Origin of the sequence: Sphingopyxis sp. LK2115, from assembly GCF_014595975.1 — a bacterium.
Lineage (GTDB): Bacteria > Pseudomonadota > Alphaproteobacteria > Sphingomonadales > Sphingomonadaceae > Sphingopyxis.
Map to the genome: position 1 here is coordinate 24,834 of NZ_JABWGQ010000023.1, position 17,845 is coordinate 42,678.

15 protein-coding genes are annotated in these 17,845 nt (G+C 61.3%); 2 read left to right on the forward strand and 13 right to left on the reverse strand.

Translation table 11 applies throughout. The annotated features are described in order from the left end of the window. Nucleotides 1-247 precede the first annotated feature (247 nt). A complete protein-coding gene (locus HUW43_RS15925) occupies nt 248-1,249 on the forward strand; it encodes a hypothetical protein (protein ID WP_317450815.1) in 1,002 nt (333 codons plus the stop codon). Between the two features lie 45 nt (nt 1,250-1,294). Then, nucleotides 1,295-2,053, forward strand: a complete 759-nt coding sequence (locus tag HUW43_RS03795; protein WP_188236156.1) for a glycosyltransferase family 2 protein — start codon at nt 1,295-1,297, stop codon at nt 2,051-2,053. 14 nt (nt 2,054-2,067) lie between these two features. Here HUW43_RS03795 and HUW43_RS03800 read toward each other — a convergent pair whose 3' ends face one another. Genes HUW43_RS03800 through HUW43_RS03860 form a run of 13 tightly spaced genes read right to left on the reverse strand, consistent with a single transcriptional unit; the run spans nt 2,068 to nt 17,792 of the window. Then, nucleotides 2,068-2,955 carry a hypothetical protein gene (locus HUW43_RS03800; protein ID WP_188236157.1) on the reverse strand — a complete coding sequence of 296 codons (888 nt, stop codon included), beginning with the start codon at nt 2,953-2,955 and terminating at the stop codon, nt 2,068-2,070. 46 nt (nt 2,956-3,001) lie between these two features. Beyond that, complete coding sequence (locus HUW43_RS03805) at nt 3,002-4,510, reverse strand: lipopolysaccharide biosynthesis protein (RefSeq protein ID WP_188236158.1); 1,509 nt, start codon at nt 4,508-4,510, stop codon at nt 3,002-3,004. A 13-nt stretch (nt 4,511-4,523) separates the two neighbouring features. Further along, nucleotides 4,524-5,978, reverse strand: coding sequence for a DegT/DnrJ/EryC1/StrS family aminotransferase (locus HUW43_RS03810; protein ID WP_188236159.1), 1,455 nt, complete (start codon nt 5,976-5,978; stop codon nt 4,524-4,526). A 44-nt stretch (nt 5,979-6,022) separates the two neighbouring features. Continuing rightward, nucleotides 6,023-6,676 (reverse strand): acetyltransferase, encoded by a 654-nt coding sequence (locus tag HUW43_RS03815; protein WP_188236160.1) that lies wholly within the window; start codon nt 6,674-6,676, stop codon nt 6,023-6,025. Nucleotides 6,677-6,686: 10 nt separating this feature from the next. After that, nucleotides 6,687-7,829 (reverse strand): UDP-N-acetylglucosamine 2-epimerase, encoded by a 1,143-nt coding sequence (gene neuC, locus HUW43_RS03820; protein WP_188236161.1) that lies wholly within the window; start codon nt 7,827-7,829, stop codon nt 6,687-6,689. Then, nucleotides 7,826-8,878 (reverse strand): N-acetylneuraminate synthase, encoded by a 1,053-nt coding sequence (gene neuB / locus HUW43_RS03825; RefSeq protein ID WP_188236162.1) that lies wholly within the window; start codon nt 8,876-8,878, stop codon nt 7,826-7,828. Before neuB ends, neuC begins: the two co-directional genes overlap by 4 nt. Beyond that, nucleotides 8,872-9,633 carry an SDR family oxidoreductase gene (locus HUW43_RS03830; RefSeq protein WP_317450813.1) on the reverse strand — a complete coding sequence of 254 codons (762 nt, stop codon included), beginning with the start codon at nt 9,631-9,633 and terminating at the stop codon, nt 8,872-8,874. The genes neuB and HUW43_RS03830 overlap by 7 nt, the downstream gene beginning before the upstream one ends. A 32-nt stretch (nt 9,634-9,665) precedes the next feature. Beyond that, nucleotides 9,666-10,358, reverse strand: a complete 693-nt coding sequence (locus tag HUW43_RS03835; protein ID WP_188236164.1) for a cytidylyltransferase domain-containing protein — start codon at nt 10,356-10,358, stop codon at nt 9,666-9,668. Then, nucleotides 10,355-11,356 (reverse strand): Gfo/Idh/MocA family protein, encoded by a 1,002-nt coding sequence (locus tag HUW43_RS03840; protein WP_188236165.1) that lies wholly within the window; start codon nt 11,354-11,356, stop codon nt 10,355-10,357. Before HUW43_RS03840 ends, HUW43_RS03835 begins: the two co-directional genes overlap by 4 nt. Next, the gene (locus HUW43_RS03845) at nt 11,347-13,596 is read right to left on the reverse strand and encodes an N-acetylneuraminate synthase family protein (protein ID WP_188236166.1); all 2,250 of its coding nucleotides are present in this window, start codon (nt 13,594-13,596) and stop codon (nt 11,347-11,349) included. The genes HUW43_RS03840 and HUW43_RS03845 overlap by 10 nt, the downstream gene beginning before the upstream one ends. After that, nucleotides 13,593-14,279: an acylneuraminate cytidylyltransferase family protein gene (locus HUW43_RS03850; protein ID WP_188236167.1), complete on the reverse strand. Its 687-nt coding sequence runs from the start codon at nt 14,277-14,279 to the stop codon at nt 13,593-13,595. The genes HUW43_RS03845 and HUW43_RS03850 overlap by 4 nt, the downstream gene beginning before the upstream one ends. After that, nucleotides 14,279-15,571, reverse strand: a complete 1,293-nt coding sequence (locus HUW43_RS03855) for a hypothetical protein (RefSeq protein ID WP_188236168.1) — start codon at nt 15,569-15,571, stop codon at nt 14,279-14,281. The genes HUW43_RS03850 and HUW43_RS03855 overlap by 1 nt, the downstream gene beginning before the upstream one ends. A gap of 4 nt (nt 15,572-15,575) precedes the next feature. Then, nucleotides 15,576-17,792 carry a GumC family protein gene (locus HUW43_RS03860; protein WP_188236169.1) on the reverse strand — a complete coding sequence of 739 codons (2,217 nt, stop codon included), beginning with the start codon at nt 17,790-17,792 and terminating at the stop codon, nt 15,576-15,578. Nucleotides 17,793-17,845: the final 53 nt, after the last annotated feature.

Consider the following 17,845-nt stretch of genomic DNA (forward strand, 5'->3'; position numbering starts at 1 on the left):
GTCGTGTGACATGTTGAACGGCAGCGGCTTTGCAGTCACCGCGGCGAATGACGTCGCCGAGCCGCAGGGAAGCGCGCTGGACGCGACGCTGAACAGCGTGCACGTCACGAACCTTGCCTATTGGACCTCGCACGAACGTTTCGCATTCGGGCGGGCGGACGACCAGGCGATGAAGGCAAAGCTCGCGCGCAGCATCATTGCGGCGCAGTCGGCCATCGCCGACGCGCAAGGACGTGGTCAGCCGGTCATGGTGCAGGAGGTCGGCGGCTTTCTTTCGGTGGTTGGATCGTGGTTTGCCGCGCGCAGCGCCGGGATTCGCCACTTTTTCATCGAGCCGAGCTTTTTTCGGGGCCGGTTGCTGTTTCGCGAGGGCGATTTCTCGGCTCCCGTGATCCCCGCCGACGCCCGTGCGCCTCATGCAGCCGATTTTTCGGAATATCTTCACAAAACGCTCGAAGGCGGGCAGATCGTCATTCCGAAGAAGGATGCCCACCATTATAGTGCGGCGTGGAAAAAGGTGATCAACCTCAGAAACGCAAGGCGTTTCGCCGAAAAGGCGTATGACAAATATATTCTCGGAAAGCGGCAGGAGTTCGGCTTCATCGGGCAGCATGCCGCGACGCATCTGAAAGCGCTGGTGAACTCCCGCAAGCTTGCGGGTCACTATACGTCGCTCGACGATATCGGCGATTTTCTCTATTTCCCCTTGCACGTGCCCGGCGACATCGCGCTCACACTTCGGTCGCCCGAATATCTCGATCAGCTGGCTCTGGTCGACTATATCTGCCGCAACCTTCCCGACGGAATGCGTCTGGCCATCAAGGAACATCCCGCAATGGTCGGCATGATGCAGCCGGACCGGCTCAAGGCCATGCTGCGGCGCTACCCGCGCCTGGCACTGATTGATCCCGGGACCAATAATTATGCGGTTATGCGACGCGCCAGGGGGATTGTGACAATCAACAGCAAGACGGGTGCGGAAGCCGGCCTGATCGGTTTGCCCGTTATCGTGCTCGGCGACGCATTTTACCGTGAAGCGCCCTTCGCCCGTGCGCTGGGCAATCTCGTCGAACTGCCCGCCGCGCTGCAACAACTGGCCAATGGCGAGGATCGCCGTTGCAGCGATGCCGACCGCATCGACTGGTTCGCAGGCGCATGGGAACTCAGCAAGCCTGGCGAACTCTATGTCACCGGCGCAGATGAGGTGCGCACATTTACCGACACGCTGGTGTCATATCTTCGTTGCTGAACAGGCGCGATTGCAATGACGATTTCTGGGTGAAGCAAGGCATCAATGTCCGACAATCTCGTTTCGATCATCACCCCGGCATACAGGGCCGCACAGATTATTCCCGAGACGATACGCTCGGTTCAGTCACAGACCCATGGCGAGTGGGAAATGCTGATCGCCGAGGATTGCGGCCCCGACGAGACACGCGAAGTCGTGCGCGAGTTTGCTCGCGCGGACTCCCGGGTCAAACTGCTCGAAATGCCTGCAAACGGCGGGCCCGCCGCCGCCCGCAATCTGGCCCTTTCGGCCGCCAGGGGCCGATGGCTTGCCTTTCTCGACAGCGACGACCTCTGGCTCCCCGAAAAACTGGAGCGACAACTGGCCTTTCATCGCGGCCGTGACGATGCCGTCATCAGCTTTACGGGTTTCCGCCGCATCAACGCGGACGGTTCCGAGACGGGTCGCTACATCGGCGTGCCGCCGGTCATGGGTTACAAGGCGTTGCTGGGAAACACGGCGATCGCCACCTCGACAGTGATTGTGGACCGCCGCCAATCGGGCGAGTTCACGATGAAGAAGACCTATTATGACGACTTCGCGTGCTGGCTGGCGCTGCTGCGTGGGGGGAAGCTTGCGATCGGGCTCGACCAGGACCTGATGCGCTATCGCGTCATGGCGCAGTCGGTAAGCCGGAACAAGGGGAACAGCGCCAAACAGGTTTGGCTCGCCTATCGGAACATCGAAAAGCTGCCACCCGTCATCGCGGCATGGTATTTCGCGCAATATTCAGCGCGCGCGTTCCTCAAATATCGGAAGTTTTGATTGGACGATCGACGTCATGGAGTAAGCAAGGCCCGCTGGATCTCGTCCACCGCACGATCAACCCTGAAAAAGGTGCGGGTTGGCTCCGGAAAGACGCGAGGCGGCGCGAAATAGGTCGCGGTATACATCAGCCGCTCATGCCCCGCTGCGACCCTGCTGCCCATGTGCAGGCAGCGCGACGTTTCGACCATGAAGCAGGTGAGACGCGGGCCGAGAATCTCCTTCTTTGCGTCGACGATGTTGATGGCCCCCGGCATTTGGTCGTCGCGGCGGTGGCTTTTTAATGAAAAGCCGATCCTGTCCGAACAGGGACCAGGAAGGAATGAAAAAGGCCCGTCTTCGACACTGTTCACGTCGGTCAGGTAAACGAACAATTTGATTACCTTCACATCGTCATGGTCTCGGTGCCAGAGCTGCGAATAGGCCGGTTCGCCTACCATCGGCGCCGAATGGGTGACGGTGACATAATCCAGACGGGGAACCACGCCGAACAAGCGCGTCACAAGACGGATGATTTCGCCCTGCAACGCGAACTGTGCATAGAAATGGCCGGACGGTAACTGGCCATTTTCCATCGCACGTTCGACAAGATGCGACCACAAGCCGCTCTTGGTTTCGGCAAAAACGCTCTCGGACGCCTTTTCCGCAGCGATGAGGTCGTCGGTGACGTCCCGCAGACAAGCCCTCTGCGCCACGGGAATATAGTCATCGAGCATCACAAAGCCATCGCGCTCAAAATCAATCGCTATTCGTTCGGCACGCTCGTCAGCGGCAAGTTGTTGGGCAAGGCGCATCCGACGGGGCAGATCGCCCTGTCCCGCCAGCCGTTTGGCCGCCTTGACGCCATGTTTGAGCGGCGACCTGTTGATATGCCAGAGCAACCTTTTCGACAGAGACGCCATAATCCGCTTCTTCCTTCACGATATAGTGCACGTCCACCTTATATATTCACGCCGTCCTGACTCGCAGCAGCGACCAAAGGCGTTTCAAAACCCGCACGCGCTCGTCGGGCTTGATCATCAGGGCGATGAGCGCTGCCGTCCACACCATAGTGGCGCCGCCCAGGATCAGGACCAGATCGATGAAGCCCGGCACGGGAACGAATGCACGGCACAGGAGCGCCACGCCAAGCGAACTGACCAGGATGATCGATAGCCATCGGAACAGGCCCGAATCAATGCTCAGCTCGCGCCGGATCAGATCAATCTGGAAAGGATAAATGACAAACATGCTGACGACCTGCCCGATCACGAAGCTCCATGGCGAAACGAATGGCAGCAGCGCCAGCGACACGCCGATTTGCAGAACAATCTGAACCGTTACCAAACGATTCAGCCGCTTAACCGCGGCATGGTTTGCAAGCAGCATCGAACCGCCAAAACTTGTTGAAACGCTCAGCAGCGGCACGAACAGCATCAGGCTCAACCAGTACCAGTGGGGCTGGATCGCGCTTCCAAGCCAATGGTGGATGATCGGCTCGGCAAAAACCATGGCCATGACCGTCACCGGCGCAAACAGCGCGAACGCCGTCAACGTCCCCACCAGTCCGAGTTTTGACACCGCTCCAGTCTCGTCACCGGCCTGCAGGCGCGCGGCAAGCGGCACGACCGTGCTGCTTGTAAGGGCAAAGATCGACTTGGCGAACCGCGGAATCCTGACAATCGCATCAAAAAGGCCGACCGCCGCCGGTCCGACCAGCAGGCCGAGCAACGGCGAGGCAATTTGCGTTTGCATAGTGCCGAGAATCTTGTTCGAGAACATCGTTCCCGACCAGGCGAATATGTCCTGACGCACCGATCGGTCATATCGCGCAAGCCGAAGGCCGTTTGCGCGGCAGAGGCCAAAGGCAAAAAAGGTCGCCATCGCGGCGCGTAACGTGACGCTCGACAAAAAGGCCAGGCAAATGGCGTTCGCATCATAACCGCCATCCACAAGCATCAGCGTCGCCCCCCCAAAGGTCAGTGCGGACGCAACCTCGCAGCTGCGCAACTGCCCAAAATGTTCAAAACCCTTGATGATCCCTTCCGCGATGAGCGAAAGGAACAGAAAGGGAAGCAATGCGGCGGTAATCCTCAATATGTTCGCAAAACCGTTCTGCTGGGCGGAGGGGATCGACAGCCAGCCCGAAATATGTCCGGCGGCCAGGGCGATCGCTGATGCAGCCACAATGGACGTCGCGAGTGAAATGACGCACAGCACGGTGATGCCCTGTCCCGCGGCCAGCCACCCCCCCTTTGCACGGGCGGTTGCGACCAGGCGGGTGGCATTCTCGCCGACGCCAAGATCGAGAAACCCGAATGCCGCGCTAGGAAGAAATATCCGCGCCAGAATGATCTGACCATAGCCCGCCACACCATAGGCGGCGATCAGGACCGGCGCGAGCAGCAGCCCGACCAGGCTCACGATGAAATAGGCGATGCCGGTCAGGGCAACATTACGGGCCAGAGAAGCAAACATTGTCCGATGTGCGTCACGCGACCCGATGGGCCAGATTTGCCCGCGCGATCGCCGCACGAAGCGCCTCGGCGACCCTGTCGACCTGTGTGGCCGTCATGTTGGAGCCGGAGGGCAGACACAGACCACGCGCGAAAATATCGGCTGCAACATCGCGATTACCCCCGGCTGTCACATAACGACAACCAGCGAAGATCGGCTGCATGTGCATGGGCTTCCAGACATGTCGCGCCTCGATGTCGAGCCTGGCAAGCTCAGCAATCAGATCGCCCGGATTCAATCCGTCAGCCAGCGTTGCCGTGGTCAGCCATCGATTGGATCGACTTCCTTCAAACTCGGGCATCCAGACAAGACTCTCAACATCCGCCAAAGCCTCGCGATAGCGTTCGAAAACGGCGCGGCGCGCGGCAACACGTTCTTCCAGTCGTGCAATCTGACCCCGGCCGATTCCTGCCAGGACATTGCTCATCCGGTAATTGAAGCCCAGTTCGACATGCTCGTACCAGGGAACATCCTCACGGGCCTGCGTCGCCAGCTTGCGCGCGTGCGCCGTGATCGCCGGATCATCGGCGACCAACATTCCGCCGCCCGATGTCGTGATGATCTTGTTGCCGTTGAAACTGAAAATGCCGATGCGGCCGAAACTGCCGCACGACCGTCCGCGAAGGCTCGATCCAAGTGATTCAGCGGCATCCTCGATCACCGGCACAGCGTATCGATCGCAAATCGGCAGGAGGCGGTCATAATCGGCCGGCTGGCCATAAAGGTCGACGATGATGACGGCCTTGGGCATATGGCCTTCGCGTCGACATTGATCGAGCGCTCTCTCCAGCGCAATCGGGCACATGTTCCAGCTGCCATCTTCGGCGTCGACAAAAATGGGCTCGGCTGCTTGATAAAGGATGGGGTTGGCGCTTGCTGCAAAGGTCAGCGACGAGCAAATGACCCGGTCTCCACGCCCGACTCCGAGCAGGATGAGCGCCAGATGGATCGCAGCGGTTCCCGACGACAACGCCGCCGCGCTCGCAACGCCAGTGACAGCCGCAACCTCGCGCTCGAACGCATCGACATTGGGTCCCAGCGGCGCAATCCAGTTCGATTCAAAGGCTTCGCGAACAAAGTCCATTTCATCGCCGCTCATATGCGGGGCGGACAGGAAAATCCGCGCGGCAAGGTCACGGCGCAGATACAGTCCGGCGACCTGTCCGTCCTCGTCCAGCAGCGGGAGTTGGTCGATCGAGTGCCGGTCCATCAGCGCCAGCGCGGCTTCGCCGCCGAGGCCGTCGGGAGCGGTGATGGATGGCGAATCGCGCACATCGTCAATCGGCGAATCGAGCGTCCGGCCAGCAATCAGCAGTCGCCGGACATCGCCGTCGGTCACGGTCTGGAGGAACCGTCCGGACGCATCGACATGAAACAGAACGCCAAAGCCCGTTTCATTCAGACGCCCCAGCGCGTCGCGCAGGGTCATGCCGCTTTGCAGAAGCAGATTGGCGACTTGTCGGCGAGGAACGCTCACAACAGGAACTCGTCAAGCCGTCGGCGTTCGGTCGCGGGGTTGCCGAGCCACAGGCTGTTGGCGGGGACATCCTTGGTCAGCGTGCTCCCCATCCCGATCATGCACCCCTGCCCCAGCGTCAATCCCTGCCTTATGCTGGCCCCCGTTCCGATCTCGACCCCCGCACCTGCGGTGACGCCGCCCGAGCAGGCAACGAGCGGCGCGAGGGTATTGAAATCGCCCAGCTCTGTATCGTGCCCGACAGTGGTGTTCAGGTTGACAATCACATGCCGCCCGATGCGTATCTGCGTCGTGATCGACACATTCGCGCAGACAAGACTGCCTTCGCCGATCGACACATAGCCGGACAATGCCGCACTGCGATGCACCACGGTGCCGAAACGGGGATTTCCGGTCTTCATCATGCGGCGCACGACGGCCTGTCTTGAACGCGGAGCGCCGATGGCCACGAGGAAATGATGATCGGCGAAGCGGTGCCAGTCGTCGACGCGGCCAAGCACCGGAACGTCGCAGACCGATTGTCCCTGCACGCCATCGTCATCGTCCAGAAATCCCGTCACAGCCCATCCCTCGCGCGATTCACGCGCGGCCCAGAGCGCCTCGCGCCCAAGGCCCCCTGTGGCGACTATGATGATCTTCGATTCAGCCATGGACGGCCCCCTAATATGCATTGACCTTCATCCGCAGCGCGGGATCGGAAAAATCGGTCTTTTCCAGTATTTCGCAAATCCTGACGTCGGCATGCGGTTCGCCATAAACATTGCGCAAGCCGTGCGAATCGAAAGTGATCGCCTTCGCTATCGCGCGACCGATCGCATCGCGTTCGGGCGGAGCGTCGAAAATGTTCGCGCTCCGCAGCCTGCCAACCTGCCTTTCGCCGACGTTCACGACCGGCGTTCCGAATGTCGCCGCCTCGACAATACCGCTCGAAGAATTGCCAATCAGGAAACGGCATTCGGCAAGCATGGCGAGATAATCCGCCCTCGGCATGTGATCAATCACCGCGAGCCGCCCCGCATCCTGCATCGATTCGATTTCGTTCCGAATGGCCGTGGTGCCATGGTCGGCGTTCGGCATCAACGCCACGCATCGGAACGGATGGTCCGCCAGCGCGTCGAAAATGGCTCGCCATTGCACTCCCGCTTCGGCAGCCTGCTGAACGACGGGGTGAAAAAGCAGCAGGACAAATGGCTCGTCCTCCGTGACCCCATAACGATTGCGAACGGTCACGGCAGTCGCACGATCCGGCGCCGCCAGACCGACAAGCCCCGGTGCGCCCACATCGAATATCCGGTCGGGGTCCTCCCCCATGCGAATCAGGCGCTGGCGCGCATCGTCGTTCGACACACAATGGATATGCGCCAGTTTGGAAATGGCGTGGCGGATGGATTCGTCGACCGAGCCCGATCGGTCGCCCCCCGCAACATGAACGATCGGCACATCTGCAAAGAGCGCAGCCGTCGCCGCGCCCAGCATCTCGCCGCGATCGCCCAGCAGCAACAGCGCGTCGCAACAATTTTCCGCCAGATAGTCGGCAACGCCGCAGGTAATGAGGCCGGCCGACAGGCCCATGCCGTGACCGCTGTCATTGTCGATCGGGACCGGGATCGTCCGGTCGACTGCAAGACCGGACGCGCTGACCTCCCGCTCGGTGCGACCGAACCGGTCCGACAGATGCATTCCCGTGACGATCAGTCGCAGTTCCAGGCGCGGCGATTGGTCGATCGCCCGGAGTGTGGGCAGCATCAGGCCGAAATCGGCCCGCGTCCCTGTCAGATAGACGATGCGTTTCGATCGGGTCACCCGATGTCGTCCTGACACAGCTTGCTGCCCCGCGCGATGTCGCGCGTCGCCGTGCGCCCGAAAAGCCAGTCCGCGCGTTCAGGGCCGATACCGTCACCAGGCCGCAGAAAGGCGATGGTCGCAGCGGTCAGCCTGTCCCCTTTTTTGATATCGGCCCGCGCGAAAGCACTGCGGCGAACCAGGGTGCGCGTCGGAATCTCGACCGGCATGGGACGCTTGACGCCGTCGCCGAGAGCAAGTTCGACATGACGAATGGCGTCGATCATCGCGCGCAACTGCCGGGGTTCCAGCGACGCCGCATGATCGGGGCCGTGATCCCGGCTGTTTTCCGTAAAATGCTTTTCAATCACCGTTGCGCCGCGCGCGACCGCTGCGACCGCAATCTCTGTTCCCAGGCTATGATCCGAATAGCCCACCGGCAGGTCAAGTTCCGCGGCCAATGTGTCCATTGCGCGCAGGTTCACGCTCGCTGCCGGAGCCGGATATTCGGATGTGCAGTGCAGAACAACCAGGTCTCCCGGCGAAGCGGACACACCCGCCGCGCCCTGCGCCGCGCGAATCCAGTCCACGGCCCGGACGACCTCGGCAAGATCGGCCATGCCCGTCGACAGGATGATCGGACAGCCGACGCTTGCGACCTTGTCGATCAGCGGCTTGTTCACAATCTCGCCGGAAGCGATCTTGATCCTTTTCATCCCCAGGCCGATCAGCATGTCGACCGCCCAGGGCGCAAAGGGCGTCGACATGAACTCGATCCCCCGCTCGGCGCAATGACGCGCGATCCGTTCATGCGCGGCATCGTCCAGTTCGAGTGCCCGGATCATCTCATATTGCGTGCCCGCGCCGGTTTGACGCTGTTGATAGGCCGCCTTCTGCGCATCGGGGGTGACGACTTCATCGGTTCGAAATGTCTGGAACTTGACCGCATCGGCTCCTGCGTCGGCGGCAATGTCGACCAGGCGCAACGCCTTGTCCAGCGATCCGTCGTGGTTTACGCCCGCTTCCCCGATAACGAATGTTCGCCCGCCGGAACCTTCGCCGCTCACCATGCCGTCAATCCTCCGTCAACCACGATATTCTGGCCATTGATATAAGAGGCACCGTCGCTCGCAAGAAACAGCATGGCGTCCGCGATCTCCTCGGCTTTCGCCATGCGCCCCATCGGCACTCGCGCCGAATAGCGACCCACGAACGTCTCGTTCTGACCGCTGAACACGCCTCCGGGTGTCACGGCATTCACCCGCACGCCCTTTGAACCCCAATAAGTGGCGAGATATTTGGTGAGGCCCCAAAGACCCGCCTTGGCAGCGCTGTAGACCGCAGGTGAATTGATCGCGCGCCCCTCATACTCCGCGCCTTCGTAAATGCGCTGGTCGGGGGCAACGATGCCGTAAATGGACAGCGTATTGACGATCGTTCCCCGGCCCCGCGCCGCCATGAGCGGGCCGAAATGCTGACAGCACAGCATGGCCGTCGTCAGGTTTATCGCCATCACTTCATTCCACTCGTCCAGCGGGAAATGCTCGAACGGCGCAAAGATGTTCTTCGATTTGCCGGCGACATTGTTGAACAATGCGTCGACCGGGCCATGTCTGGCCTCGACACTCGCAGCCAGCTCGGCCACCTGCCCGGGGTCGGTCAAATCGCAGGGCATGGCGAATGCGGCCGCCTTGTCCTCCTGCAGCGCGTCTCGCGCGGCTTCCAGGGCCCGCTCGCAGCGGTCGACCATCACCAGGCGCGCGCCATTGCGGACGAACCGTTCGGCCGCGACGCGCCCGATGATGCCGCCCGCGCCCGTCAGCACGACAAGTTTTCCCGACAACGGACGATCCTTGTTCACTGGCCCGCCCCTTCCCGCATCAAAAGTTCGACGAGCTTGAAGTCCAGCTCGGAATCGATGTCGATGGATCTTTCGCGCGGCATGACATGGAGCCGCGGCTCGCTGTCCCAAAGGACGGTGCCGAGCGCGTGACGTTTCCACACATAGATGGACGCATTCATCGCATAAACCGGCGGCGCCGCCTGACGTGCGACCACATGCCCCGATTCCGACCGCTTCGAAAGCCGGGCAATCCCGGTTTCGTCAACCTCAACCATATTGAAATAAGGGTTCTTTTCGGCCTCGAAAGCCGTAATCACCGCTTCGGCGCCCGCATCGACCAGATCAAGACAGGCATCAATGTCGGCGGACAGTCGCAGGGGCGACGTCGGGTCCAGATCGACAATCCGGTCCACGTCACAACCGGCGGCCTCGACATGTTCGACCAGATGCCGAATGACCGGAAGCTTTCCGGCCGTATCGGTCGCGAGTTCAGCCGGACGCCGATAAGGAACGGTTGCCCCCGCCGCCCGCGCAATATCGGCAATCGCTTCGCTGTCGGTCGACACAAAGACACGATCGATGCGCGAATGCGCCAACGCCATTTCGATCGTATGGACAATCAACGGCTTGCCAAGCAGCGGGCGGATATTCTTTCCCGGCACGCCCCGCGACCCTCCGCGCGCGCAAATCGTACAGATGGTGCTCAATTCCCGTCCCCGCCCTGATCGACAAATGCGTGCGCCGCGATAGCGAGCCGGGTGGCCTTCAAACCCTCGTGCAGCGGCAACCGCGTCATGCCCCGCCCATGCGCCGCATCGAGCAGTTCCGCAAGCTCAAGCCGATAGGCCGCATCAGCCGATGCAGCGCCGACAACCCGCTGCTCTTCGCCGCTGGCACCGTGCAAGACGAGCGTTGCAGCGCGGAAATCGAGCGTCGCCGTCGCTTCCTCGCCAATGACGCGGATCTCGCGCCGCGGCGTGCGCGACACATAGTCAAGCGCGATCTCGACCGGCAATCCGTCGGCCGCGCGCAGATGGAGCAGCGCGACGTCCTCGCTCGTGATGTGAAGCGAGCTTCGCTGGTCCCGCACGGCGTGCAACAATGTGCAATCGCCGAAGAACATCACCGCCAGGTCGATTTCGTGGACAAGATCAAAAATCACGCCGCCCCCACGCTCCCGCGAGGCCGAATAGGATGTGCGATAATCGCTGCCGGGGCGCCAGTCGGGCAGATATTGGCCGCATTCGAAACGGGCGCGGATCAGCCTTCCGAGCCGACCTTCATCGAGCCAGCTTTTGAGACGGACCACCAGGTCGGTGAACCGCAGAACACAGCCCACCTGCGTTGGAGGCAGGTCGACGCGTCGCAATCCTTCCAGATAGGCGCAATCCTCCGCGCGGATCACCACAGGTTTTTCGATGAACGTGGGGATCCCCGCGGCGAGGAGTGTCGGCAGCGTATCGAAATGGCGGTCCGACGGCGACGCGACGATCGCCATGGCAGGGCGCCATTCGATGGCCTGGTCCAGTGCCCGGAACACATGAGCCTGCATCATCGACGAATAATCGTCGGCCCCGCCCTCGTGACGAAGAAACGCCAGCCGCCCACCCGGGACCAGGCCCTTCAGGTTTGCGACGTGCCGCCGACCGATTGACCCTGTCCCGATGACAAGAAATCGCGGGGAATCGGCGTCGTTCAAAACCATTGTTCGAGGCGGTCCAGCGCCTGCCAGAACCCCGCGCCGTCATCCTTGTGGCCTTGCCATATCTCTGGAATAAAGCTGGCATCGGGTGCCGTTTCGCGCAGAACGTCGGCGACCATGGCGAAATCGACGGTGCCGTCGCCGATCTGAAGGCCTTCGCCGTCGATACCCGCAGCGTCGACGATATGAATGTGGCGCGTATACGGTCCGACTTGCCGCAACAATTCCTGAAAACTGGTCTTGAGATGGGTTGCCGCCAGCGCCGAGTGCGATACGTCAAGGCAGACCCGATACCCATGTTTCGAGCAGAAGCCGACAATGTCCTCGGCCGACAGGAACAGGTTGTGATACCGTTGTCCGCCGAAATGCCACGGATAGGGCGGCATCGTCTGGGGAATGATTTCCACCCCTTCGCTGTCCAGCCGCGACAGCGCATCGGCGATACGGTCATACATCGCCGGCCGCTTGTCCGCGGTGATCGGACCGTCTGCGGAAAAGCCGCCTGCATTGATGATGATCGGCGGACGACCGGATTTTGTGAAATAGGGTTTCAGCGCCCGCGTAATGTCGATCACGCGCTGCAGCTCATCCATCGATCGCTGGCGATAGGCCTGATCCTCCGAACACAGATCCATGATATGGTCGCCGGCGAACAGTTCGGGGCTATGCACGACGAGTGCGACAGCGAATTGCTGGCCATCCAGAATCTTGCCGGGGTCAAGCTCCATATCCTTGTAGCTCAGATGAAACTCGACAAGGTCGAGATTGGTGGCGTCGACCAGCTTGCGCAGGTCGTGGTATCGCACGGGAACACCGAAAGGACGATCGAACCGATATTCGCGCGCCTTGGCCACCGCATCCACCAGGTCGCTCTGGAAGAAAAAATCGCCCTCGATCATGTCGCGCTTCGCGGTTCGCCCGACCAGTTCGCCGCGGAAATATGGTTGCAACCCCTGCCCCGGACTGCGGATCTGGACATCCTCGTCGGCGATGATCTGACCGGCCCTGATCGGCCGCGCGGCGACCAGGCTCTTGGCCAGAACTTCGCGGTTCATCATTTCGCCCTGCGTGATGCCGCGCGCGCCGCCATATCCCATGGCTTCCTCGACCTCCCGGATGGCGCGCACCATCGCCGCGAATTCGTCGGGCAGCAGGCTGACCCGATGATCATTTCCTTCCATTCCCCGATCGACGGTGAAATGTTTCTCGATGACCTTTGCCCCCATCGCCACGGCCGCGACGGGAACGGAATAGCCGCGCTCGTGCCCCGAATAGCCGACAACCCCGCCCGAAAGTTTCTGCAGCCTTTTGATATAGGCCAGGTTGATATCCTTGAACGGCGCCGGATAGGTCGAGTTGCAGTGGAGCAGCACATAGGGGGCGGTGTGACGCTTCAACACGGCAATCGCGCTTTCGATCTCGCTCTGCGTCGACATGCCGGTCGAACAGATCAGCGTCTTTCCGGTCCGGGCCATGGCGCTCAACAACGGGTGGTTGGTCAAATCGGCCGACGCCAGCTTATAGGCCGGCATGCCATAACTCTCCAGCCGGGCCAGGCTCGCTTCGTCCCAGGGGGTGCACAGCGGCTGGATGCCCAGTTCCCGGCAATAGTCGAACACTTCCAACAATTCATCGACGGGCAGTTGAAAGCGCGACAGCAGGTCCAGCGTATATTGGGCGCCCAGGTCCGCGCTTGCGTCATCGGAATCGCCTTCGTTGCGGTAAAGGCTCGACATGTCACGCATCTGAAACTTCGCGCAGTCGGCCCCCGCCTCGACCGCAAGTTCGACCAGACGCTTCGCCAGTTCGATGCTGCCATTGTGATTATTGCCGATTTCGGCGATGATATAGGACGGGCTGTCCGGGCCGATTGACCGGTCGCCGATCCGGACAACCGGCCGACCCTTGAACGCGACGGCGCGCAGATGATGCTGTCCATCGACGATGGGAACGAAGGTCACCCTTTCGGAAAACAGGTCGTTCACCTCATCATCGCTGGCTCCGTCGCGCGCCGCGACAAATTGTTTGTTCGCCACCATCGCCGCGCTGACGCTGAAATCGAACCGGCCGCCGTCGACGAGCCAGCGGCGCACGTCGCCGTCCGTCAATACCGCTTCGAGCTTTCCCGACGCCGAAACGCACAGCACGAACCCGCGCTGGTTGACGCTGATCTTGCGAAGAGCCGATACAATATCTTCTTCGGCAAAGACGATCAGCGGCGCAATATTCCGTTCGATAATCACTTGGAGAGTTCCTGTTTCATCAGCGCTTCGACGATCTCGAAGTCGATTTCGGAGTCGATTTCCCAGCCTTCGCATTCGCGCATGCGGTAGAGGGCGATGCGCCCCGCCAGGCGATTGCGTTTTTCCAGGAGAATGTCCCTTTTTGTCAAATATAAGGAGCCCGTTTCGCGATAATGACGATCTGTTTCGGCAATATCCTGGCGTCGCGGGCGATTGGTATAGTCATAGGATGCGCGGACCGGATCCGTCTGCCAGAAAAAGGCGTGGCTTTCGACGACGCCAAGCAGACTGTCGGCATTATCCGCCGCAAAGGCACCGAGCGCCCCGTCGATCGTTCCCGGCAAACGAAGCGGCGACGTCGGTTGCAGCAGCAGGATCGTTTCGTACCGCTTCCCCCCCATCGCCTCCATCCGTTCAACCGCATGCAGCATGACGGGTTCGGTCGGGGCCGTGTCGGTCGCCAGTTCGGCGGGACGCAGAAATGGCACGTCGGCGCCAAAGGACCGCGCAACATCGGCTATGTCCTCGGCGTCGGTCGACACAAGCACGTCGGACACACCCTTCGCCGCCAGCGCCTGCTCGATGCTCCAGGCAATCAGCGGCTTTCCGGCCAGCGGCCGCAGATTCTTTCCGGGGACACCCTTGGAACCGCCGCGGGCCGGAATGATCGCCAGAACCGACATCAGTTTCCGGGGGCGGCGGCCGGGGCCGGTTCGCGCGACAATGAGAAGGAGTCGAGCAACGCCGCGGCCGAGTCAAGTTCGGCCCCGACACCCAGAATGAGCCACTGGTAACTGCATCCCGTCGTCGGCACGCGATAATCGAAACGCAGCCTGCCCTGCCGCAATGGCAGGCTGAGCGACGCACCCTGGCTTTCCTGTTTGCCCTGAAGACACAGCATATTGAACGTCAATCGCCCTTCGGCCGATTCGACGTCACGCACACGCAGGGCGAAGCGGTAGTTGCCGGGAGGCGACCGCATCAGAATCCGCGCGACCTCTCCCTGACGCCCCGGGCTTGCAAATATATCCGCTTCGCGTTCGGACAGTTCGCGGCCACCGGCGTCATAATTATCGGTCAACTGCCAATCAATCGGTCTGAAGGCACCCCGGCCGATGTGCGCTACGGCCTGACGGGCGGGCGAATAGACATCATAGACCTCGAAAGCGGCGCGATATTCGCGCGCGCCGACGAGGATGTCGATCAACTGCTGCCCATAGCCTGGCGCGCGCGCCGTCGAACGCGCCGGGATCGCCGAAACGATGTCGGCAACACGCGGCGCAAAGGCCGGATTGTCGATACCGTAGCGAACAAGACGTTCGATCCACAGGGGATTTCTCGCCACACGACGCTTGATCTGCGCGCGTGCCTGGGGATCGCTCGACGCTTGCAGGATGATCGGCAGGACAAGATCGTCGGCTTTCACGGAAACGGTGAGCGCACGATCGAGATCGGCCAGTCCGGCGTCCGGTCTATTGTCGAGAAACTTCATCTCGGCCGACTGCACACCGGCCAGCACGTCGCGGCGCGACACCTGCAAGGCAAGGTCGAGCAGGCGTTTCCGCTTTATTTCGTCCTTTTCCAGAAACGCCAGCTGGCGGAGCGCTGCGCTGTTGAGTGCCGATTGCGACAGCCCGTCGAGCGCAAGTTTTCGTATCGGCGCCGCTTTTTCCGCAGGCAAGGATGGCCCGACGCGACTCAGCAGCGCGGTCATCCGCGCGGCCAGTTCGGCGTCGCGCCCTCCTGCCTCGCGAAACTTTTCCTGGGCCACGGCCACCATCAGCTTGTCGGCGACATCGGTCGGAGCCGTGCTGTGCCATGGCACGATGGCCATTGTGACGAATGGCTGCTGGCCCGAAAAGATGATCGCGAACGAGAAGGCCGCTGCATAAAGGGCAAGCACCCCGCCCGCCGCCAGCACGAGCAGCCGGCCCACGCCAAGCGATCTCAACGAAACAGCGCGCAGTCCGGCCATCGGGTCAGCCCTTGGCCGGTTCGGCGTCGGCGCCCCGGCTCGCATACTCATAGGAATAGGCATAGCCATAGCCATATTCCGAATCGCGCTTGTCGAGCTTGGTCAAGATGACACCGATAAGCGGCGCGCCCGCCGAGCGCAGTCGCGATAGCGCCGAGTTGATGCCGCGAAGCGGAACGCGGCCCGCTTCGATCACAACCACCACCGCTTCCACCGTCCGGCTGAGCAGCGGCGCATCGGCCAGTCCGATGATCGGCGCCGAATCGACGATGACATGGTCATAATGTTTCTCAAGCGTGCGCACGAAGTCGGCCATCCGATCGCCGCTCAGCAGCTCCGCCGCACTCGGCACCGATGGCCCCGCGGGAATGAAGTCGAAGTTCGGCATCACTTCCCTGATGAGCGGACGATAATCATCCTCACCCGCAAGATAGTTGCTGACACCCCGATCGCGCTTCACCCCGATATGTTTGTGCAGCGACGGTTTGCGCATGTCCACGTCGATCAGGATTACCTTCTTGCCGATCCGCGCGAGCACGGTGGCGAGCGACAACGACGATATGCTCTTGCCCTCCGCCGGCTGCGAACTGACGACCATCAGCGACCGCGGGATACCGTGCGAGGTCGAGAAGGCGAGGCTCGACTTGATCGCGAAATAGGCTTCCGACACGTTCGATTTCGGATCGCGGATCGCTTCGGTGATCGCCACATCCTCTTCGATCTTGGGCACGCTGCCCAGCAGCGGCAGTCCCAACTGGTCGGGGATCCGCGACGGGTCGCTGACACCTTCCTGCGACTGTTCCAGGATGAACACCAGCACAAGTGCCGCAATCGATCCCAGCACCAGCGCGATGAACAGGTTGACGAACAATTTTGGCGACGACGGCAGACGCGGCGGTTCGGCGCGGTCGATGACGGCGATATTGTTCGCCGAAACGCCCGCCACGCCGATTTCCTTATAGCGTTGCAGCAACGCGTCATAAAGCTGCCGGTTGGTGTCGGCCTCGCGCTGATAGATGTTGTATTGGATGGCGTCGCGGCGCTGATCGAGCACCTGACTCGACAATGCGGCCACGCGCGCTTTCAGATTTTCCTCGCGTTCCACGGCTGCGTGATAATCCTCGCGGGCCTCACGCGCGATGCGCTGTTCCTCGCGCGCGATCGACTGGTCCAGCTCGTCGATGCGGCGCTGCAACGCCAAGGCCACGGGATAGCCGGGATCGAACTGTTGCATCAGTTGCGCATATTCGGCGGCATCCTTCGCACGCTGTTCGCGCAGTCGCGAAAGCGTGTCGTTGGTCCGCACCGCGCCGACCGCCCGGGTTCGCGATTCCATAAGGACACGATCGGCCGTCGCCTTCACCAATTCGCTGTTCAGCGAACTCAGGCTGTCGGCCGCCAGCGTCCGTTCGCGAATCTGCGCCGTTCCGTTTCCGCCACCATTTTCGTTGCTCCCGATCGTGACGATGTTGCGGCTCGACGCAAAATCGACCAGCGCACGCTCCGAATCTTCGACCCGCTGCCGCAGTTCGGCAAGGCGGCGCTCAAGGAAACTGCGCGCCTCGGCCGTCGAATCGAACTTTCTGGCGATGCTTTGCGCGATGAACTCATTGGCCCAGGCGTTGGCGATCTGCGCGGATATTTCCGGATCATAGGACGAATAGCTGACGTCGACGAGCGCCGACCCCCTGGTCGGGCTGATCACAACATTCTCAAGCAGCGTATCGACGGTAATGCGCAACCGTTCGCTCGATCCGCGCGACGGCCGGGCCGCCCCGGCCTCGGCGCCCGGAATATCGGACATGTCGATGCCATGCGCGGCCCAGAAATTCTCGTTCGTTTCAAGACGCAGACGCTTGGCAACACGCTCGGCCAGCGAACGCGCTTCCATCAGCGAATATTGCGTCTGATAAAACTCAAGATTGCGGCCCGTCGCTTCGGAATCGACGCCGGCAACATTCGTGATATTCTTCTGTTCGCGGCTGATTTCTATCTCGGTCGTCGCCGTATAGACGGGGCGCATCAGCAGCGTCACGACGAGCGCGAGAATCAGCGCGCTGCAAATCGTCGACGCGATCCACCATTTCCGCCGTTTGAAAATATGCAGATATTCGATGACGATCGGCTTGAGAGAGCCTTGCGGCTGACCAGCGACCGGCTCATCACCGGCAAGGGTTGCCAGCGGTCGCGGCGAAGGACGCGAAGTTTCGATATGGTTCATAATACCCGATCTGCATGAAACGAAGGAAATGAAACGCGCCCCGCATCACGCCA

Excerpts from the sequence above, each read along its gene's own strand:
- HUW43_RS03800 (WP_188236157.1), bottom strand. The coding sequence starts at position 2,955 with ATGGCGTCTCTGTCGAAAAGGTTGCTCTGGCATATCAACAGGTCGCCG.
- HUW43_RS03850 (WP_188236167.1), bottom strand. The coding sequence starts at position 14,279 with ATGTCGGTTCTGGCGATCATTCCGGCCCGCGGCGGTTCCAAGGGTGTC.
- HUW43_RS15925 (WP_317450815.1), top strand. The coding sequence starts at position 248 with ATGGTGCAGGAGGTCGGCGGCTTTCTTTCGGTGGTTGGATCGTGGTTT.
- HUW43_RS03810 (WP_188236159.1), bottom strand. The coding sequence starts at position 5,978 with ATGACCCTGCGCGACGCGCTGGGGCGTCTGAATGAAACGGGCTTTGGC.
- HUW43_RS03805 (WP_188236158.1), bottom strand. The coding sequence starts at position 4,510 with ATGTTTGCTTCTCTGGCCCGTAATGTTGCCCTGACCGGCATCGCCTAT.
- HUW43_RS03855 (WP_188236168.1), bottom strand. The coding sequence starts at position 15,571 with ATGGCCGGACTGCGCGCTGTTTCGTTGAGATCGCTTGGCGTGGGCCGG.
- HUW43_RS03840 (WP_188236165.1), bottom strand. The coding sequence starts at position 11,356 with ATGGTTTTGAACGACGCCGATTCCCCGCGATTTCTTGTCATCGGGACA.
- HUW43_RS03860 (WP_188236169.1), bottom strand. The coding sequence starts at position 17,792 with ATGAACCATATCGAAACTTCGCGTCCTTCGCCGCGACCGCTGGCAACC.
- HUW43_RS03795 (WP_188236156.1), top strand. The coding sequence starts at position 1,295 with ATGTCCGACAATCTCGTTTCGATCATCACCCCGGCATACAGGGCCGCA.
- HUW43_RS03815 (WP_188236160.1), bottom strand. The coding sequence starts at position 6,676 with ATGGCTGAATCGAAGATCATCATAGTCGCCACAGGGGGCCTTGGGCGC.
- neuB (WP_188236162.1), bottom strand. The coding sequence starts at position 8,878 with ATGGTGAGCGGCGAAGGTTCCGGCGGGCGAACATTCGTTATCGGGGAA.